Annotated in this window: 18 protein-coding genes; 5 read left to right on the top strand and 13 right to left on the bottom strand. The window is 74.3% G+C overall.

Translation table 11 applies throughout. The annotated features are described in order from the left end of the window. Positions 1–67 precede the first annotated feature (67 nt). Entirely contained in the window at positions 68–829 is a 762-nt protein-coding gene (locus KDL28_RS06665) for an SRPBCC family protein (RefSeq protein ID WP_252436352.1), read from the bottom strand. Continuing rightward, positions 826–1161 (bottom strand): ArsR/SmtB family transcription factor, encoded by a 336-nt coding sequence (locus tag KDL28_RS06670; protein ID WP_252436353.1) that lies wholly within the window; start codon positions 1159–1161, stop codon positions 826–828. The genes KDL28_RS06665 and KDL28_RS06670 overlap by 4 nt, the downstream gene beginning before the upstream one ends. Before the next feature lie 104 nt (positions 1162–1265). Here KDL28_RS06670 and KDL28_RS06675 point away from each other — a divergent pair, with 104 nt between their 5' ends. Continuing rightward, positions 1266–2756, top strand: coding sequence for an amino acid permease (locus KDL28_RS06675; RefSeq protein ID WP_252436354.1), 1491 nt, complete (start codon positions 1266–1268; stop codon positions 2754–2756). Positions 2757–2861: 105 nt separating this feature from the next. Here the strand turns inward: KDL28_RS06675 and KDL28_RS06680 are convergent, their stop codons facing one another. The 7 genes from KDL28_RS06680 to KDL28_RS06710 form a co-directional block, all read right to left on the bottom strand. Further along, positions 2862–3785, bottom strand: coding sequence for a cation diffusion facilitator family transporter (locus tag KDL28_RS06680; protein WP_252436356.1), 924 nt, complete (start codon positions 3783–3785; stop codon positions 2862–2864). 78 nt (positions 3786–3863) lie between these two features. Then, on the bottom strand, positions 3864–4601 hold the full coding sequence (locus tag KDL28_RS06685; RefSeq protein WP_252436622.1) for an SDR family NAD(P)-dependent oxidoreductase: 738 nt from the start codon (positions 4599–4601) through the stop codon (positions 3864–3866). A gap of 91 nt (positions 4602–4692) precedes the next feature. Beyond that, positions 4693–5913, bottom strand: a complete 1221-nt coding sequence (gene manA, locus KDL28_RS06690) for a mannose-6-phosphate isomerase, class I (RefSeq protein WP_252436357.1) — start codon at positions 5911–5913, stop codon at positions 4693–4695. A gap of 50 nt (positions 5914–5963) precedes the next feature. Beyond that, the gene (locus tag KDL28_RS06695; protein ID WP_252436358.1) at positions 5964–7061 is read right to left on the bottom strand and encodes an SIS domain-containing protein; all 1098 of its coding nucleotides are present in this window, start codon (positions 7059–7061) and stop codon (positions 5964–5966) included. Then, positions 7061–7282 (bottom strand): Trm112 family protein, encoded by a 222-nt coding sequence (locus KDL28_RS06700; protein WP_252436359.1) that lies wholly within the window; start codon positions 7280–7282, stop codon positions 7061–7063. The genes KDL28_RS06695 and KDL28_RS06700 overlap by 1 nt, the downstream gene beginning before the upstream one ends. A 92-nt stretch (positions 7283–7374) precedes the next feature. After that, positions 7375–8742, bottom strand: a complete 1368-nt coding sequence (locus KDL28_RS06705; protein ID WP_252436360.1) for a phosphomannomutase/phosphoglucomutase — start codon at positions 8740–8742, stop codon at positions 7375–7377. A 59-nt stretch (positions 8743–8801) separates the two neighbouring features. Then, positions 8802–9158, bottom strand: coding sequence for a DUF3499 domain-containing protein (locus KDL28_RS06710; protein ID WP_252436361.1), 357 nt, complete (start codon positions 9156–9158; stop codon positions 8802–8804). 88 nt (positions 9159–9246) lie between these two features. Here KDL28_RS06710 and KDL28_RS06715 point away from each other — a divergent pair, with 88 nt between their 5' ends. Next, positions 9247–9726, top strand: coding sequence for a metallopeptidase family protein (locus KDL28_RS06715; protein ID WP_252436363.1), 480 nt, complete (start codon positions 9247–9249; stop codon positions 9724–9726). 94 nt (positions 9727–9820) lie between these two features. Here the strand turns inward: KDL28_RS06715 and KDL28_RS06720 are convergent, their stop codons facing one another. Next, a complete protein-coding gene (locus KDL28_RS06720) occupies positions 9821–10075 on the bottom strand; it encodes a WhiB family transcriptional regulator (protein WP_252436624.1) in 255 nt (84 codons plus the stop codon). A gap of 531 nt (positions 10076–10606) precedes the next feature. Between KDL28_RS06720 and KDL28_RS06725 the strand changes: the two genes are divergently transcribed. Then, entirely contained in the window at positions 10607–11329 is a 723-nt protein-coding gene (locus tag KDL28_RS06725; RefSeq protein ID WP_252436364.1) for a site-2 protease family protein, read from the top strand. Here the strand turns inward: KDL28_RS06725 and KDL28_RS06730 are convergent. The 3 genes from KDL28_RS06730 to cofD are packed head-to-tail and all read right to left on the bottom strand — an operon-like array spanning position 11302 to position 14229. Further along, positions 11302–11862, bottom strand: a complete 561-nt coding sequence (locus KDL28_RS06730; protein ID WP_252436365.1) for an NUDIX hydrolase — start codon at positions 11860–11862, stop codon at positions 11302–11304. The genes KDL28_RS06725 and KDL28_RS06730 overlap by 28 nt on opposite strands. Next, positions 11856–13253, bottom strand: coding sequence for a coenzyme F420-0:L-glutamate ligase (locus KDL28_RS06735; protein WP_372496902.1), 1398 nt, complete (start codon positions 13251–13253; stop codon positions 11856–11858). Before KDL28_RS06735 ends, KDL28_RS06730 begins: the two co-directional genes overlap by 7 nt. Further along, positions 13246–14229: a 2-phospho-L-lactate transferase gene (gene cofD / locus KDL28_RS06740; protein WP_252436366.1), complete on the bottom strand. Its 984-nt coding sequence runs from the start codon at positions 14227–14229 to the stop codon at positions 13246–13248. Before cofD ends, KDL28_RS06735 begins: the two co-directional genes overlap by 8 nt. Before the next feature lie 436 nt (positions 14230–14665). Between cofD and KDL28_RS06745 the strand changes: the two genes are divergently transcribed. After that, the gene (locus KDL28_RS06745; RefSeq protein WP_252436368.1) at positions 14666–14953 is read left to right on the top strand and encodes a hypothetical protein; all 288 of its coding nucleotides are present in this window, start codon (positions 14666–14668) and stop codon (positions 14951–14953) included. Between the two features lie 276 nt (positions 14954–15229). Next, entirely contained in the window at positions 15230–15589 is a 360-nt protein-coding gene (locus tag KDL28_RS06750; RefSeq protein WP_252436369.1) for a hypothetical protein, read from the top strand. Positions 15590–15593 lie beyond the last annotated feature (4 nt).

The raw sequence follows: 15593 nt of genomic DNA on the forward strand, positions 1-15593 counted from the left end.
CTCGTCGCCCTTTTGGACCGGTCCAACCGACAACAGGTTCGTTCTCGACGGGTGGGTGGGGGGTGGGTCAGGGGCGGGAGAGACGGGCGGCGAGGGCCGGGACGCGGTCGGCGGCGGTGTCGCGGTCGGCCGGGTCGGGGCCGGTCCAGGTGACGGTGAGCCGGGCGCCGTGGCCGGTGCCCTCGCCCAGCTCCCAGCGCACGCGCCCGCCGCCGGCCTCCTGCTCCAGGGCCTTCGGCTCGTCCGCGACGAGGACGGCGCCCGCGCCCGGCCACGCGGTGCGCAGGTCTGCCCAGACCTCGGCGCCGGGGCGGGTGAGCTGGCGCTCCAGCCGCACGTGCCACCCGTCCGGCGCCTGCCGCACGTCGGGCACGTCGATGCCGAGCTCGCGGACGTACTGCTCGTGCAGGGCCCGGTCGTCGACGTCGACGTCGCCCGCCGAGCCCCCGGACAGCAGCAGGTCCATGCCCTCGACGCAGGTGTGCCAGCCCGCGGCGAAGCTGGCCGCGCCGGGGCGGTCGTCGAAGGTGTGGGTGAGCAGCAGCAGCGAGCCGTCACCGTCGGGGCGGACCTCCCAGTGCAGGTGGTCGGTGTCCCACGTGTAGGCGATCACCCGGCCCTCCTCCAGCTCGGTGACCGTCCCGGGGGTGCCGAAGCCGAACTCGACCCGGCCGCCGACGCGCAGCTCCGGGTCCATCGTCGAGGGGAACCACTCGGCGAGGCGTTCGGGCTCGATCAGCGCCTTCCAGACCTTCTCCGGCGGGTGCGCCAGCCTGCGTCGCATCCGCAGCACGGAACGCCCGTCCCGGGTCTCCAGGGTCTGACTCATCGTTCCTCCTCCGTCTCCTGCGCCGCTTCCTGTGCGGCATCCGCGTCGAGGTGGCGTTCGAGGGCGTCGAAGCGGTCGGCCCACATCCAGCGGTAGGGCGCCAGCCAGGCGTCGACCTCGGCCAGGGGCGCCGGGTCGAGCTCGTACCAGCGCCGTTGCGCCTGCGCCCTGACCCGCACCAGCCCCGCCTCGCGCAGCACGCGCAGGTGCTTGGAGGTGCCGGGCTGGCTCAGCCCGAGCTCGGCGGTCAGCTCGCCGACCAGCCGCGGGCGCTCCCGCAGCAGGTCGAGGATGCGTCTGCGGACCGGTTCGGCGAGCACCTCGAACGTCACCCCCCGAACATACCTACAGAGCTATATAACCGCAAGGCAATGTTTTGGGTGGACCACCGAGAGCTATCTCCGGGCACCACTTCCGCGCGTGAGGAGCCCGGCCGGTGAACGTGTGGCGCACCAAGAGCATCGAGCAGTCGATCCGCGACACCGAGGAACCGGAGCACCGACTGCGCAAACGGCTGGGCCCGATCGACCTGACCGTGTTCGGCGTCGGCGTGGTCATCGGCACCGGGATCTTCGTGCTCACCGGGGAGGCCGCGGCCGTCAAGGCCGGGCCGGCGGTGGCGATCTCGTTCGTGGTCGCCGGGCTCGCCTGCGCGCTGGCCGCGCTGTGCTACGCCGAGTTCGCGAGCACCGTCCCGGTGGCCGGCTCGGCCTACACGTTCTCCTACGCCAGCCTCGGCGAGCTGATCGCCTGGATCATCGGCTGGGACCTCGTCCTGGAGCTCGCGCTCGGCGCCGCGACCGTGGCCGTCGGCTGGTCGACGTACTTCGCCGACGTCATGGGCCAGCTCGGGGTCACCATCCCGGACTGGGCATACGGCGACGGGCACAACCTGGTCGCCGCGCTGATCGTGCTGGTGCTGACCGCGGTGATCTGCTTCGGGATCAAGGTCTCGTCCACGATCAACCTGATCATGGTCATCATCAAGGTGGGGGTGGTGCTGCTGGTGATCGTGGCCGGGGCGTTCTTCATCGACACCGCCAACTGGTCGCCGTTCATCCCGCCCGCCGGCTCGCCGCCCGCTCCCGGCGCCGAGGCGGCGCCGTCGCTGCTGCAGGACCTGGGCATGCCCTCCGGGGCGTTCGGCGTGGCCGGCATCTTCACCGCCGCGGCGCTGGTGTTCTTCGCCTTCATCGGCTTCGACGTGGTGGCGACCGCGGCCGAGGAGACCAGGAAGCCGCAGCGCGACATGCCGATCGGCATCATCGCCTCGCTGGCCATCTGCACGACGCTCTACGTGGCGGTGTCGCTGGTGGTCACCGGGATGGTCAAGTACACCGACATCAAGGTCGACGCGCCGCTGGCCGAGGCGTTCCGCTCGGTCGGCCAGCCCGCGTTCGCCACGATCATCTCCGTCGGCGCGCTGTTCGGCCTGACCACCGTCATGATGATCCTGATGCTCGGGCAGAGCCGGGTGTTCTTCGCGATGAGCCGAGACCGGCTGCTGCCCCCGGTCTTCTCCCGGGTCAACCGGCGCACCGGCACCCCGGTACGCACGACCCTGGTCACCGGCACCGCGGTGGCGGTGATGGCGGCGCTGATCCCGCTCAGCGAGCTGGCCGAGCTGGTCAACATCGGCACGCTGTTCGCGTTCGTGCTGGTCGCCATCGGCGTGCTGGTGCTGCGCCGGACCCGCCCCGACCTGCCACGCGCCTTCACGGTGCCCGGCGTCCCGGCGGTACCGATCCTGGCCGCGCTGGCCTCGTTCTACCTGATGCTCAACCTGCCCGCCTCGACGTGGGTGCGGTTCCTGATCTGGATGGCCGTCGGCGTCGTCGTGTACTTCGTCTACGGCGCGCACCGCAGCCGGCTGCAGACCGACCCGAACTACACGCGCGAGGCCGAGGAGGCCTCCCGGCCCCGGTAGCGGCGGGCCCCGCGCACTCCCGCGGCGCCCGAGACGGAACGGGAGCGGCCCCCACAGCCTGACCGGCGGTGGGGGCCGCTCCGTCGGGCGGGCTCCGACCGGGGGCTAGCGAGTGACGGCCTTCGAGCGGTCGAGGTCGGGCTCCAGGTAGATCAGCCGGGCCTCCGGGACGGCCTCGCGCACCCGGGCCTCGGCCCGGTCGATGCCGCGGGCGACGTCCTCCACCGCGAGCCCGGGGGAGAGCGCGATCTTCGCCGCGACCAGCAGCTCGTCCGGGCCGATGTACTGGGTGCGGATGTGGATGACCCGCTCGACCGGATCCTGCTCCAGCGCCGCGTTGATCTTCGCCAGCACCGGCGCGATGGCGCCCTCGCCGATCAGCAGGCTCTTCATCTCGATGATCAGGATGATCGCGATGACGCCGAGCAGCAGGCCGATCGCGATCGTGCCGAACGCGTCGAAGATCGGGTTGCCGGTCATCCACGACAGCCCGACGCCCAGCAGCGCCAGCACCAGCCCGACCAGGGCGCCCAGGTCCTCCAGCAGCACCACCGGCAGCTCGGGCTGCTTGGACTGGCGGATGAACTGCCACCAGGTGCCCGAGCCCTTGAGCGGGCGCGACTCGACGATCGCGGTGCGGAACGAGTACGTCTCCAGCCCGATCGCCACCACCAGGATGCCCACCGCGACGATCGGCGAGGTCAGCTCCTCGTGCGACTCCAGCTTGTGGATGCCCTCGTAGAGCGCGAAGACCGAGCCCAGGCTGAACAGCAGCAGCGCGACGACGAACGAGTAGAAGTAGCGGTCGCGGCCGTAGCCGAACGGGTGCTCGCTGGTCGCCGCGCGCTTCGCCCGCTTGCCGCCGATCAGCAGCAGCCCCTGGTTGGACGTGTCGGCCACCGAGTGCACCGCCTCGGCCAGCATCGACGACGCGCCGGTGATCAGGAAGCCGATGAACTTCGCGATCGCGATCCCGGCGTTGGCCACCAACGCCGCCACGATCGCTCGGGTTCCCCCACCTGCAGACACTGCGCCCCCTCGACCGAGCCCTTCACTACCGGCCGACCCTAGCGGGTGGTGCGCTCGGGCGCGGGATGGCGGCGGCGGTCAGACGGTGAAGCCGCCGTCGACGTCGATGGCGGCGCCGGTGACGTAGGCGGCACCCGGTCCGGCCAGGTGGACGACCATGTCGGCGATCTCCTCCGGCCGGCCGTAGCGGCCGAGGGTCGTGAACCCGGCGATCGTCGCCGACTGCGGGCCGTCCGAGGGGTTCAGGTCGGTGTCGATCGGACCCGGGTTGACCAGGTTCGCGGTGATCCCCCGCGGCCCGAGGTCGCGGGAGAGCCCCTTGGTCATCCCGACCAGCGCGGTCTTGCTCAGCGAGTAGAGGGCGAACCCGGGGAAGACGGTGCGCCCGATCATGTTGCTGCCGATGGTGATGATCCGCCCGCCCTCCCCCATGTGCCGGGCCGCCGCGCGAGCCGCCAGGAACGGGGCGCGCACGTTGGTCGCCACGATGCGGTCGAACGCCGCCGCGTCCAGCTCCTCCAGCGGGGCGACGACCAGCTCGGCCGCGTTGTTCACCAGCACGTCCAGCCGGCCCGAGCGCCCGACCGCGCGCTCGACGACGTGGTCCATCGCCCCGGTTTCGGCGCTGTCGGCCTGCACCGCCAGCACCCGCCCGCCCTTCGCCCGGATCTCGTCGACGACGCCGACGGCCGCCGTCGCGTCGGCGCGGAAGGTCAGCACGACCTCCGCACCGGCCTCGGCGAGCCGCGTCGTCACCGCCCGCCCGATCCCCCGGCTCCCGCCGGTCACGACCGCCACCTTGCCCGTCAATTCCATTGCCATGACAACGATCTTGGGGCCGGGCGGCGGCGGGTGCTGGCGGTCATCGGCCGTGGCGTCCGAGCGCCGCGACCGATACCCGCGAGGCTCAGCTCAGCGCGTCGCTGGCCAGGAAGACCTGGGTGCGCTCGGTGCCGGGGGTGAGGGTGATGCCGGTGTCCTCGGCCCCGAGCCACAGCGAGCCGCCGCGCTTGATCTCCAGGTGCCCGCCCGGCCCCGCGACGCTCGCCGACCCGGCCGCGCAGAGCAGGATGCGGGGCCCGCCGTCGGGCACCGCGACCGCCGCGGCGCGCGAGGTGTTCGAGCCCTCCCAGCGGCGCAGCAGGAACTCATCGATCGGGGTGTCGTAGCGGATCCACTCGCCGTCCGGGCGCCCGGTCAGCACGGGGGGCGGGGCCGCGGTGAAGTCCAGGACGCGCAGCAGTTCCGGCACGTCGACGTGCTTGGGGGTGAGCCCGCCGCGCAGCACGTTGTCGGAGTTGGCCATCAGCTCGATGCCGGCGCCGTGCAGGTAGGCGTGCAGGTTGCCGGCCGGCAGGAACAGCGCCTCGCCAGCGGCCAGGGTGACCCGGTTGAGCAGCAGCGCGGCCAGCACGCCCGCGTCGCCCGGGTAGCGCTCGGACAGCTCCAGCACCGTGCGGGCCTCGGTGTGGAACTCGGTGTCGTTGCCCGCCAGCCGCACGCACCCGGCCTGCAGCGCCGGGACCAGCACGTCCAGCGCGGACTGCGGCAGCGTGATCCAGGTGGTGAACAGGGCGCGCAGGCCGTCGGCGTCGGGCTGGGCGGCCAGCAGCTCGGCGTGCCCGGCCAGCTCCGGCACGTCCAGCGCGCGCAGCAGCGGGACCGTTGCGGCCGGGTCGCGGAAGCCGACCAGCGCGTGGAACTCGGTCAGCGCGCAGATCAGCTCCGGCTTGTGGTTGGCGTCGCGGTAGTTGCGGTCGGGGGCGTGCCGGTCGACGCCGACGGCGTTCTCCCGGGCGAACCCCGTGCGGGCCTGCTCCAGGCTGGGGTGCGCCTGCAGCGACAGCGGCTCCTCGGCGGCCAGCACCTTCAGCAGGAACGGCAGCGTGCCGCCCCAGCGGTCGGCCCGGTCGGCGCCGAGCAGCCGCCGCGGGTCGGCGTGCAGCGCGTCGAGCAGCGACGTGCGGGCGCCGTCGCCGCCGACCAGCCGCGACGGGTCGTCCGGGTGCGCGCCCAGCCACAGCTCGGCCTGCGGGTGAGCCGAGGGCACCTCCTCGCCCAGCAGCTCGGCGATCACCGTGCGCGACCCCCATGCGTAGGGGCGCACCGCGTTCTCCAGCAGCTCCACGACGGCTCGGACTCCTCTGCGTCTTCTTCGGCTTGGGCGGGCCGACCCGATCAGGCCGGCTCGGTGGTGCGCGTGGCCAGGCCCAGGTACACCGACGCCACGACGAACCGCGACGCCAGCACGACCGCGCGCAGCAGCGGCGCGTGCCGCGCGTCCCGGGGGACCTCCTCCACGGGGTGCACCAGGTCGGCAGAGGGCCACGTGCGCCCGGTCAGCCGCAGCGAGACCTGGCTCGGGTCCTCGTCGCCGGTGGCCACCATGACCAGCCGCGGGGGCGGCGCGGCCGGGCCCTCCGCCGGGTCGTCGAACGGGTCGCGGAAGATGTCGCCGCCCGACGCACCCTGGTCGATCGCGCGCACCAGGCCGGTGGCGGTGACCGCGGACGCGAGGTCGGCGGCGTGCCCGACGACCCCGGCCTGCGCGGCCAGCGCCTCGACGGCGTGCCCGGCCACGGCTGCGGCCAGCGGGTCGGTGCCCCAGAACAGCGGGGTGTGCTCGGCCAGCCGCAGCGCCATCGACTTGGCCGGGTTCAGGAACGGCTCGTGGCCGGGCTGGTTGCGCTCGGCCTCCGCGTCGAGGTGGTCGGCCAGCGGCGACAGCCCGCCCTGCAGCGGGATGTCGATCAGGTCGAGCGCGCTCAGCGCGACCAGGCCGACGCTCAGGGCGCGCGGCAGGTCGAGACCCGGGGGGATCGGGATGCGCGGCTCCACGAGCCGCACCCGCCCCGCCCCGGCCGAGGCCACCGGCCCGTCGCCCGGCGCCGACAGCAGCACCTCGGCGCCGCGCCGCACGGCCAGCCCGACGCCCTCGGCGAGCTCGGCGTCGGTGGCGTCGGCGGTGTGGGCGACCACCACGTCCAGCGGCCCGATCCAGCTGGGGACCCGGTCGACCGGCACCACCGGCACCGGGACGGCCGGGCCGAGCAGCGCGGTGAGCAGGTCGGTCGCGGCGCGGGAGGCGCCGGGGCGGCGCAGCAGCACCACCGCGCGCGGCCGGTGCCCGGCGAGCTCGCCGATCCCGGCCTCGATCGCCCCGTCGACGGCGGAGCGCACCTGGGCGCCCGCCGTGGCCGCGGACCGCAGCACGCCGCCGGTGTCGACCGCGGCCAGCGCCCGCGGGTCGGTCAGCAGTGCGTCGTCGACGACCATCAGTCGCCGGGGGCCGGCGCGTCGGGCCCCGACGTGGGTGGGGTGGCCTCGTCCAGCAGCAGCACGGGGATGCCGTCCTGCACGGGGAACCCGCGCCCGCACGACGTGCAGGTGAGCACGTCGGCGTCGGGGTCGTCGGGCGTGCCGGGGCGCAGCGGGGCGTGGTCGTCCGAGGGGCAGGCCAGGATGTCCATCAGCTGGGGGTCGAGCTGTACGGCCACTTTCTCCTCCTCCGTACGGGGGGTATCCGCGATGCTGCCAGGACCGGGCCGGTCGTGCGCACGATCAGGGCCCCCGATCGGACCTCGATCGCTCAAGCCCGCACGATCGCGAGCACCTCGTCGCGCAGCGCGGCCACCGCCGCCGCGTCGGCCGCCTCCACGTTGAGCCGCAGCAGCGGCTCGGTGTTGGAGGCCCGCAGGTTGAACCAGGAGCCGTCGGGCAGTGTCACCGTGAGGCCGTCGAGCTCGTCGAACCCGACGCCGTCGCGGCCTGCGTAGGCCGCCCGGATGGCGGCGACCCGCTCGGCCTGGTCGGCGACCGTCGAGTTGATCTCGCCGGAGGCGGCGTAGCGGCTGTAGGCGCCCATCAGCGCCGAAAGCGGGCCGGGCTGCTCGCCCAGCGCGGCCAGCACGTGCAGCGCGGCCAGCATGCCGGAGTCGGCGCGCCAGAAGTCGCGGAAGTAGTAGTGGGCGGAGTGCTCGCCGCCGAACACGGCGTCGGTCTCGGCCATCGTCTGCTTGATGAACGAGTGGCCCACGCGGGTGCGGACCGGGGTGCCGCCGTGCTCGCGGACGATCTCCGGCACGGCCTGCGATGTGATCAGGTTGTGGATCACCGCTGAGCCCGGTGACTTGGCCAGCTCGCGCACCGCGACCAGCCCGGTGATCGCGCTCGGGCTGACCGGCTCGCCGCGCTCGTCGACGACGAAGCAGCGGTCGGCGTCGCCGTCGAAGGCCAGGCCGATGTCGGCCCCCTCCTCGACCACGCGCTTCTGCAGGTCGACCAGGTTGGCCGGGTCGAGCGGGTTGGCCTCGTGGTTGGGGAAGCTGCCGTCGAGCTCGAAGTACATGGGCACGACGTCGATCGGCAGCTCGGCGGCCTCGCCGAGCACGGCGGGCACCGTGTAGCCGCCCATGCCGTTGCCGGCGTCGACGACGACCTTCAGCGGGCGGACCCCGCTCAGGTCGACCAGCTCGCGCAGGTAGCCGGCGTAGGCCGTGAGCTGGTCGGAGCTGGTGATCCGGCCGCCGCCGGGGCCGGCCGGGACGCCGGCCTCGGCCGCGGAGCGGATGGCGGCGAGCCCGGTGTCCTGCCCGATCGGGCGCGCCCCGGAGCGGCACAGCTTGATGCCGTTGTACTGGGCCGGGTTGTGGCTCGCGGTGAACATCGCCCCGGGCACGTCGCCGCGGCCGGAGGCGAAGTAGAGCATGTCGGTGCTGGCCAGGCCGATGTTCTCGACGTCGACCCCCTGCCCGGTGACGCCCTCGGCGAACGCGGCGGCCAGGTCGGGGGAGCTGTCGCGCATGTCGTAGCCGATGACGATGCGGTCGACCGGGCCGTCCGAGAGCAGGAGGCGGGCCGTCGCGGCGCCCAGGTCGCGCACCGTCGGCACGTCCAACTGGTCGCCGACGACACCGCGGATGTCGTAGGCCTTCACGATCGCCGACAGGTCCGTCACGGAATGGAACCCTAGCGGGCCGGCCCGACGGCTCCGCGCACCCCGCCCGGTCGGCGGGGTCAGTCGTCGACGGGGCCGGGCAGCACCCGCAGGTGCCCCCGGCGGCCGGTGCCGTTGGTGGGCACGGGCGGGGTGGGGCGGTCGGCCCGGCCGGCCTCGCGCACGGCCTCGGCCAGCGCCGTGAGGTCGTCGTTGATGGGCTGCGGCGGGGCGAACTCGCCCTCGAAGCGCACGACCTCCCAGCCGCGGGGGGCGGTGAGGCGGTGGGCGTGGGCGTTGCACAGGTCGTAGGAGTGCGGCTCGGCTTGGGTGGCCAGCGGACCCACGACCGCCGTCGAGTCGGCGTAGACGTAGGTGAGCGTGGCCACCGCGGGCTCGGTGCACCCCGACCGCGAACAGCGCCGCACACTCAACACGCCGCCGACCATAGCGCCTGGGCCCGACAAGGTTCAGCGCGACGCGCGGATGCGCCTGCCCGGCCCGGCGGGGCCGTAGGATCGGCCGGTGACGACCGCCCGACGCAGCCGCCGCCGCTCGCCCCGCCGGCGCGACCGACGTGGCCGTGGCCTGCGCGGACTCATCTACCCGGCCAGCACTCCCGCCTCCCGCACCCGCGCCGAGAAGTTCGACGCGCTGGTGCTGGAGGCCCTGGAGCCGATCGAGCTGCGGTGGGGCTCGGAGCTGGCCGAGCTCGACCTCGCCGTCGACGAGGTGCCCGAGGTCGACGAGACCTCCCCCGACGACGTCGTCTGGGGCCAGGGCGTGCTCGCCGACATCGGCGTGCCGCTGGCCCGGCTGGTGCCCGCGGGCGTCGACCCGGACGGCATGCCGTCGCGGGCGCGGATCGTGCTGTACCGGCGCCCGCTGGAGGCGCGGGCGCGCGGCGGCGAGGACCTGGCCGACCTGCTGCACGAGGTGCTCGTCGAGCAGGTGGCGGAGTACCTCAACATCGAGCCCGACGCCGTCGACGGCGGCGCCGAGTAGGTCCCGGACGCCGCCGGCACAACACGGCGGACAACGACGTCGCCGGACAACACTGCGGACCCCGTCGGCGACGGGGTCCGCAGTGTTCCCGGGTTCAGATCGCGGCGCGGCGCAGCCTGCGGCGCTCCCGCTCGGACAGCCCGCCCCAGATGCCGAAGCGCTCGTCGTGGGCGAGCGCGTAGTCCAGGCACTCGGCCCGCACGTCGCACCCCGAGCAGATGCGCTTGGCCTCCCGCGTGGAGCCGCCCTTCTCGGGGAAGAACGCCTCCGGGTCGGTCTGCGCGCACAGGGCGCGCTCCTGCCAGTCGGGCTCCTCGTCGTCGTCCGCCGCGGCGAACGACCCGAGCAGGTCGAACTGCGGGACCGCCGACGGCGCCACCCCGAATTCGCCGCCCTCGTCGACCGCGGCGTCGATGCCGGTGTCGACGCCGGTGTCGATCGTCAGATCGTCCCCGATCGGCATCGGTGCGCCGCTCGACGAATCACGAACCGGCAACTCCCGGTCCGCATCGCCCGACATCCCGTCCCCTCCGATCAGTTCGTGGTGCCCCGCGCGAGCGAGGCCCGTGTCCGCCTGGACACCGTCCACCAGGCCGTCCACGGCCGGGATCCGCACCCCCTGCGACATCCCGACCAGCTCCGGCACAGCAGTGGTCAACTTCACTCGCCCACCTCCCCACACCCGGCGAATGACTGCCTGGACCAGTGGAGCAGAGTCCGAATGACAGTGATGTAAGTACAGCGCCGTGAGGCTGTCCTTGGCAAGCCGTAGCTGCCGTCCGAGTGACGGGCTCCACCCCATCGGTCGCCCGTTCAGCACAATGGCCAGGTGGCCGTCGTACCGAATCGGATCAGCCCATGGTTCTTGCTCCTCGTCTCGGTGACACTCGTTGGTGGTGTGCTCGCCGCGCTGGGAACGCCGGCCCTGCTGGCTTCCGGGTCATCGCCGCTGCTCACCACGGGGGTGGTGCTGCTCGTGCTGGGCGGCTGGTCGGTGTCGCTGTGCCTGCACGAGTTCGGGCACGCCGTTGTCGCCTACCGATCGGGTGACTGGACCGTGCGCGAGAAGGGCTACCTCACACTCGACATCCGGCGCTACACGGACGTGACGCTGTCCTTCGTGCTGCCGGTGCTGTTCCTCCTGCTGGGTGGCATCCCGCTGCCCGGCGGCGCCGTCTGGATCAACCACGGACTCGTCCGGTCCCGCGCCAGGCGGTCACTGGTCTCGCTGGCCGGACCGCTGACCAACCTCGTCATCGGCGTGCTGCTCTGCCTCGCCGTGGCACTCGTCCCGATGCCGGTGGGGCTCGTGGTGGCGCTGTCGTGCCTCGCGCTCGTCCAGGTGCTCGCGTTCGTGCTGAACATCCTGCCCGTGCCCGGCCTCGACGGCTTCGGCGCCCTGGAGCCCTACCTGCCCCCGGGCGCCGTCCGGCTGGCCGCGCAGGTGCGCCCGTGGGCGCCGCTCGCGCTGTTCGCGCTGCTCATCGGCGTCCCGGGCGTCGCGGCGGTGTTCTTCGACCTCGGCTGGGCGGTGTTCGGCTGGCTCGGCGGCTCCGCGGAGCTGGCCGGGTACGGCTACGGCGAGCTGATGTTCTGGCGCTGAGCCCCGAACGCCGCCGCCGCGGCCAGCTCGATCAGCGCCGCGTCGCCCAGCGGCAGCCCGTCCAGCCGCCACCAGCGCAGGTCGTCGGACTCGTCGCTGATCCGCTCCACCGCACCCGCCGGTGCGCGCACCAGGTACTGCACGTCGAGGTGGCGCGTCGGCACGCCGAGCGAGCAGGTGATCGGGTGCACGTCGATGTGCACGGGGTGCTCGGAGATGCTCAGCCCGTCGATCCCGGACTCCTCGGTGGCCTCGCGCAGCGCCGCCGCCCGCAGGCTCGCGTCGCCGGGCTCGCAGTGCCCGCCCAGCTGCAGCCACAGCCCCGCCCGCGGGTGCAGCGTGAGCAGGGTGCGCTCCCCCGCCGCGTCCAGGACCAGCGCCGAGGCGGTGAGGTGGCCGGGCGCGCACGAGCGCAGGCAGGCGTCGGGGCGGGCGTCGAGGAAGGCCAGCAGGGCGTGGCGCAGCGCGTCCTGCGCGGGCCGGTCGGGGGTCCAGGCGGCCAGCTCCGCGGCCGCCGTCGCCGCGGCTACCACTCGACCAGGCCCTCGGCGGGATCGCGCGGCGGGCGGGGCGCGAGCGGTTGCGCGGGCACCCCGACGGCCACCGCCCCGAGGGGTTGCCAGTCGGGCGGGAGGTCGAGCTCGCGGCGCACCACGTCCGCGGCGAAGATCGTCGAGCCGACCCAGCACGAGGCCAGGCCCTCGGCGGCCAGCGCGACCAGGAACGACTGCACCGCGGCCCCACCGGCCACGGTGAACATCGTCCGCTCGCCGACGCGGCGCGCGTCGTCGCGGTAGGTGTGCATGCCGTCGCCGGTGCGGAAGGCCAGCACCAGCTCCGGGGCCCGGCGCAGCAGGTCGCCCCGGCGCAGGCGGCGTTCGACCTCCTCGGCGGGGCGCCCGTCGGCCTCCAGGTGCTCGCGCCAGCGCGCGGCCAGCGCGTCCAGCAGGGCGGTGCGCCGCTGCGGGTCGCGCACCCAGCCGAACCGGAACGGGGTGCTGTGGTGCGGCGCGGGCGCGGTCAGCGCGACGCCCACGGCGCGGCGCAGCGCCGCGTGGTCGACCGGCTCGTCGGCGAAGTCGCGGGTGCTGCGCCGCAGGAGCACGGCCTCGCGCCTGCCCCGCCCGATCGCCTCGTCGGTGCCCAGCCAGAACATGTCCTCGTCGAGCGGGCGGACCAGCTCGCGCGCGGTCGACCCGTCGTCGACGGGCGCCGCGCCGCGCACCACCGCCACCGGCAGCCCGCCCAGCTTGCCCTTCACCAGGTCGGCCGCCGCGGCCAGCTCGTCGGCCATGGCGACCTCGGTGACCAGCAGGGGGTTGCCCTGCGGGTCGGTCTGGCCCTCGTAGCGGTGCAGCACGGTCACCCCGGCCGAGCCGATGGCGACGTCGGTCTGCCCGACGCGCCACGAGCGGCCCATGGTGTCGGTGACGACGACGCCCACCGTCACGCCCAGCAGGCGGTGCAGGTCGGCGCGGAGCCGGGCGGCGCTGGCGTCCGGGTCGGCGGGCAGCAGGGCCAGCTCGTCGGGGCGGACGTTGGAGCCGTCCACGCCCGCCGCGGCCTGCACGATGCCCAGCTTGCCCGCCACGATGAGCGTGCGACCCCGGCGGGCCAGCACGCGCTCGGTCTCCTGGTCGACCAGCTGGCGGCGCACCGCGTCGCGCGCGTCCGGGTCGGTCGGCGCGGACACCAGCCTGCCCTCGACCTTGGAGAACACCTTCGAGGTCACCACCACGACGTCGCCGTCGGTGAGCCACGGCGCCGACGCGGCCAGCGCGGCGGCCAGGTCGTCGCCCGGGCGGAACTCGGGCAGCCCGCGCACCGGGACGACCGCGATCGCGTCCGGGGAGGCGTGGTCGCCCTCGTGGGTGGGGCGCGCGGAGGGCTGCCCGGGGGTGCGTGCGGTGGTGCGCTCAGACACCGGCCAGCTCCAGGGCCCGCCGGGCCATCTCCGCGGTCGCGTCCACGTCGGTCATCAGCAGCGGCACCGCGCGCACGTCGACGCCGGCCACGTCGGCGGTGTCGCCCTCGTGCACGAGCCAGCCGTCGAGCAGCCCGCCGTCGGACCGGGCGCCGAAGTGCCGCCCGACGGCCTGCGCGGTGGTCTCCACGCCGATCGCGGCGAGGCAGGCGTCGGCCATCCCGCGCAGCGGGCGCCCGCCCACGATCGGCGACAGGCCCACGACCTTCCCGCGCGCCGCGGCGAGCGCCTGGCGCACGCCGGGCACGTCGAGCGTGGAGCCGATGCTCACCACCGGGTTGGACGGCGCGATGAGCACCGCGTCGGCCCCGGTGATCGCCTCCTGCGCGGCGGGCAGCACGGCGGCGTCGTCGGCGCCCACCGACACGAACCCGTGCGGGCGCGGCTCGGCCTTGTGCCGGATCCACCACTCCTGGAAGTGGATCGCCTTGCGGGCCTGCGGGCCGGTCTCCGGGTCGTCGATGACGACGTGGGTCTCGACGCGGTCGTCGGTGGTGGGCAGCAGGGCCACGCCGGGGCGCCAGCGGTGGCACAGCGCCGTCGTCACGTCGGAGAGCTTGTAGCCCGCCCGCAGCATCCGGGTGCGGACCAGGTGGGTCGCGGTGTCCCGGTCGCCGAGGCCGAACCAGGACGGGTCGGCGCCGTAGGCGGCCAGCTCGTCGCGCACGGCCCACGTCTCCCCCGAGCGGCCCCACCCGCGCTCGGAGTCGATGCCGCCGCCGAGGGTGTACATGCAGGTGTCGAGGTCGGGGCAGATGCGCAGCCCGTGCAGCCAGATGTCGTCGCCGACGTTGACCACCGCGGTGATCTCGTGCTCGCTCTCCCCTGGCCCGACCGCGGGCAGGCCGAGCGCCGCCTTCACCCCGAGCAGGAACCGGGCCCCGCCGACCCCGCCGACCAGCACTGTGACCTTCACGGCACGAGCCTACGTCGGGCCCCCGACGGGCGAGGCGAACAGGCCGGCCGGAGGGCCCGTCCGACGGCGTACCCGCTTCCGAACGGAGCCACATCCCTAAATCCGGGCCGGTTCCACCCTAACTCGCCCCGAAACCCGTATGGACGGAAAGCGCGACTTCCTACGCTCGCCCCATTCCGCAATGGCTGTGGGAAGGATCGAGGCGGCGATGGCACGATTCCCCACCACCGCCCGCCGCATCGGTGTCTCGACCGTCCTGGCCACGGGAGCTGCTCTCGGCCTGGTACCGCGGCCTCGACCGCCACGCACGCAGCCTCGTCGCGGGAGACCACGGACGCCTGCGCTCCCCCCATTCCACATCGGATACGACACGACCCTGAAGGTTCTTGCGACGACCCGGTTCCCGAACGCCGGCCGGCGCCTCGGCGTGGGCGCGGTGTTGGTCACGGCGGCCACGTTCGGCGGGGTCACCTCGGCGCAGGCCGCCCCGACCGGGGCTTCCCCCATGCGCTACCCCGGCAACTGCTCGCTGCACACGGACTACACGGGTGCGCTGGCCATCTGCCGGGGCGGCACCGGCCAGGTGCGCGCCGTCACGCGCTGCGACGAGAACAACCGGCCCGACTACAACCGCTACGGCGCCTGGGTGCGCCCCGGCGCCTTCTCGGTCGCCGCCTGCGACTCCGGCGACAGGTCGTTCAGCCGGGGCTACCACACGCGCTGACCGCGCACCCACCGACCGCTCCGTCCGGTCGCCGCGGAGGCGACCGGGCGGACGCACCCACCGGCGGTCGACCACGACCGCCTCACCGGGACCACGGCAGCGGACCGCGACCCTCCGCCCGTGGTTCCCGACCGGGCTCCCCGCTCGGCGCTCAGGGCGGGGAGCCCCGGTCGCACCGCCCCATGGCGATGCCCCCGACCGCTCCGTCCGGTCGCCGCGCAGGCGACCGGACGTATGCACCAGCACTCGACGACGGCGATCTGCCCCAGGAGGAAGATGACACGGTTCCGCACGATCGCCGGGCGGGCAGCCGCCGCGGCCCTGCTCGCCGGTGCCGCCGTCCTCGGGGGCGCCGGCGCCGCCGCCGCGGCACCCGTCGACGGGTCCAGCCCGCTGCCCGGCGCGACGTCCGCCGTCTCGTCGCCCGACCGCTGCTCGACGGTGCCCTTCAGCACCGGGGTCAACGTGCTGTGCAACAGCGGTTCCGGGCAGTACCGGGCTTCCGTCCGCTGCGACCGGAACAACCTGCCCGACCACAACCGGTACGGGCCCTGGATGCGGGTCAACCCATTCGGCAGCGCAGCGACATGCAACGCCGAGGACCGCGCGTTCGACTACGGCTACCAGGTCCGCTGACCGG

Source organism: Pseudonocardia humida (assembly GCF_023898865.1).
Taxonomy (GTDB): Bacteria; Actinomycetota; Actinomycetes; order Mycobacteriales; family Pseudonocardiaceae; genus Pseudonocardia; species Pseudonocardia humida.